The sequence below is a fragment of the Pseudonocardia sp. SID8383 genome (genome assembly GCF_009864975.1).
Taxonomy (GTDB): domain Bacteria; phylum Actinomycetota; class Actinomycetes; order Mycobacteriales; family Pseudonocardiaceae; genus Pseudonocardia; species Pseudonocardia alni.
The window spans coordinates 1-2,706 of record NZ_WWFY01000011.1 but is presented as its reverse complement, the minus strand read 5'-3'; the positions used below and the strand labels follow the sequence as shown (position 1 = coordinate 2,706).

At 74.4% G+C, this 2,706-nt stretch carries 2 protein-coding genes and 1 pseudogene; all 3 read left to right on the top strand.

The window, feature by feature from the left end; all coding sequences use genetic code 11:
• The first annotated feature begins 487 nt into the window (after positions 1 to 487).
• A complete protein-coding gene (locus GTW08_RS00535; protein ID WP_073576352.1) occupies positions 488 to 1,366 on the top strand; it encodes a glycosyltransferase family 2 protein in 879 nt (292 codons plus the stop codon).
• A gap of 38 nt (positions 1,367 to 1,404) precedes the next feature.
• Positions 1,405 to 2,475, top strand: coding sequence for a sugar phosphate nucleotidyltransferase (locus GTW08_RS00530; protein WP_073576351.1), 1,071 nt, complete (start codon positions 1,405 to 1,407; stop codon positions 2,473 to 2,475).
• 11 nt (positions 2,476 to 2,486) lie between these two features.
• Positions 2,487 to 2,706 (top strand): annotated as a pseudogene (locus GTW08_RS00525) (DNA-3-methyladenine glycosylase 2 family protein); the annotation flags it as partial.

Sequence of the window (2,706 nt, the reverse complement as noted above, 5' to 3'; positions counted from 1 at the left end):
GGCGGCCGGACCGTCGCGCCGCGGCGCGCTCGGCGGCCGACGGGCGGGAGCGGTCCCGGTAGCCCTCGCCCATGCTCGCTCCCCTCGGGGTCCGTCTCGTCCGCGCCGCTGCGTCTCACCCGGACGGGGGAGTCCGGTGAACCCGAGCACGGCTCGTGCGTCTCTGGGACCGGACACCCCGGTCGGGGACCAGGGTGCAGCATCCGGGCCCCCGCGGTGGGTCGTACAGGCCTGCGTGTCGGGTTGCTCGCCCGGTCGTCGTAGGGGGTCGGGACTTGAGGGTGACACACGGGTACGGCGTGTCGTCGCTGCTCGGGGACGGTCCGAACGTTGGAGTGAGGGTATCGCGATCATGGTCGCGGTGACGGAGTGTGATCTTCGCGGGCGCGAACGGGCGGTGCCGGACGGAGCCGCCGGGCGCGGGTGTGCCCGTGCTGACTAGGTTGCGGGACATGCGCGGGGTGGACGAAAAGGACGGGGAGGCCACGTGACCGACGACGCACGGTCCTACGGCGACGGGGTCGCCGTCGTCACGGTGACCTACTCGCCGGGCGCGCTGCTGGACACCTTCCTCGACTCGCTGCGGGGCGCGACGACCCGCACGGACGTGCCGGTCGTCCTGGCCGACAACGGATCCGTCGACGGCGCCCCCGAGCGCGCGGCCCGCGAGCGCGACCACGTGACGGTCCTGCCGATCGGGGAGAACGTCGGCTACGGTGCCGCCGCCAACCGCGGCGTGGCCTCGCTGCCCGACCGATACGGCTGGGTCGTCGTCGCCAACCCGGACCTGGAGTGGGGTGCCGGTTCGCTGGACATCCTGCTCGACGCCGGCCGTCGCCACCCCCGGGCCGGGTCGCTCGGCCCGCTGATCCGCGAGCCGTCCGGCGAGGTCTACCCCTCGGCGCGCGAGGTGCCGTCGCTGACGGCCGGGGCGGCGCACGCCGTGCTGGCCCCGGTCTGGCCGGGCAATCCCTGGACGGCGGCCTACCGGCGCAGCCGGGAGGACCTGACGGAACGCGCGGCCGGCTGGCTGTCCGGGTCGTGCCTGCTCCTGCGGCGCACCGCGTTCGACTCCGTCGACGGTTTCGACCCGCGCTACTTCATGTACTTCGAGGACGTCGACCTGGGGATGCGGCTCGGTCTCGCCGGATGGCGAAACGTGTACGTCCCCGGCGCCGATGTCGTACACGTGGGCGGAGCGTCCACGGGCAAGCCGGAGGTGTCGGCACGGATGCTCGCCGAGCACCACCGCAGCGCCTACCGCTACCTGGCCGACCGCCACCGCGGTCCGGTGCACGCGCCGCTGCGTGCGGCCCTGCGCGCCGGCCTGGCCGTGCGCTCGGGTCTGCTGCGGCGGACCGGCTGAGCGCGAACGAGAAGAAAGAACCTGAGGGGGAACCTGCGTTGCAGGACGTCGAGGCGGTCGTGCTGGTCGGGGGCAAGGGCACCCGGCTGCGGCCACTGACCCTGTCGGCGCCCAAGCCGATGCTGCCGACGGCGGGGGTGCCGTTCCTGGCGCATCTGCTGTCGCGGATCCGCGAGGCGGGCATCCGGCGGGCGGTGCTGGGGACGAGCTACCTGGCCGAGACCTTCGAGGAGCACTTCGGCGACGGCTCGTCGCTGGGGCTGGACCTCACCTACGTCACCGAGACCGAGCCGCTGGGCACCGGCGGGGGCATCCGCAACGTGGCCGGCAAGCTCTCCGCCGAGCACGTCATGATCTTCAACGGCGACGTGCTGGCGGGCACCGACCTGACCGCCGTCGCCGACACCCACCGCAGCACCGGTGCCGACGTCACGCTGCACCTGGTGCGGGTGCAGAACCCGCGGGCCTTCGGCTGCGTCCCCACCGATCCGACCGGCCGGGTGCTGGAGTTCCTCGAGAAGACCGAGGACCCGCCGACCGACCAGATCAACGCCGGGTGCTACGTCTTCCGCCGCGAGGTCATCGACACCATCCCCGAGGGCAGGCCGGTGTCGGTGGAGCGTGAGACGTTTCCCGACCTGCTCGCCTCCGGGGCGCACGTGCAGGGCCACGTCGACGTCGCCTACTGGCGCGACATGGGAACCCCCGGCGACCTGGTGCACGGCTCGGCGGACCTGGTCCGCGGGGTCGCGCCCTCGGCGGCGCTGCCCGGGCCGACCGGCGAGTCGATGGTGCTGGAGGGGGCCGAGGTGGCCTCCGACGCGTTCGTGTTCGGCGGGACGACCGTCGGCCGTGGCGCCCGGATCGGCTCCGGCGCCCGGGTCGAGGGCTCCATGCTGTTCGACGGCGCGATGGTGCAGGCGGGCGCGGTCGTGGAGAACTCGGTGATCGGGGCCGGTGCGGTCGTCGAGGAGGGCGCGAGCGTCCGCGACACCGTGGTCGGCGACCGGGCCGTGATCGGCGCGCACTGCGAGCTGCGGCACAACATGCGGGTGTGGCCGGACGTCACGCTGCCGCCCCACGGGGTCCGGTTCTCGCCCGACGTGTGACCATCGGGGGCGTGGACACGGCCGCCGTGGTGGTGGACCGGGAATGGCGGCCGCCGTTCCCGCTCGACCTGTACGGCGTCCTCGCCCCGCTGCGCCGCGGCCGCGGCGACCCCACCTGGCGCACCGCCGTCGACGGTGCCGTGATCTGGCGGGTCTCGACGACGCCGGCCGGGCCCGCCACCGTCGCGATCCGCCGCCGCGCCGACGGCGGTCCGCACGGCACCGTGCGCG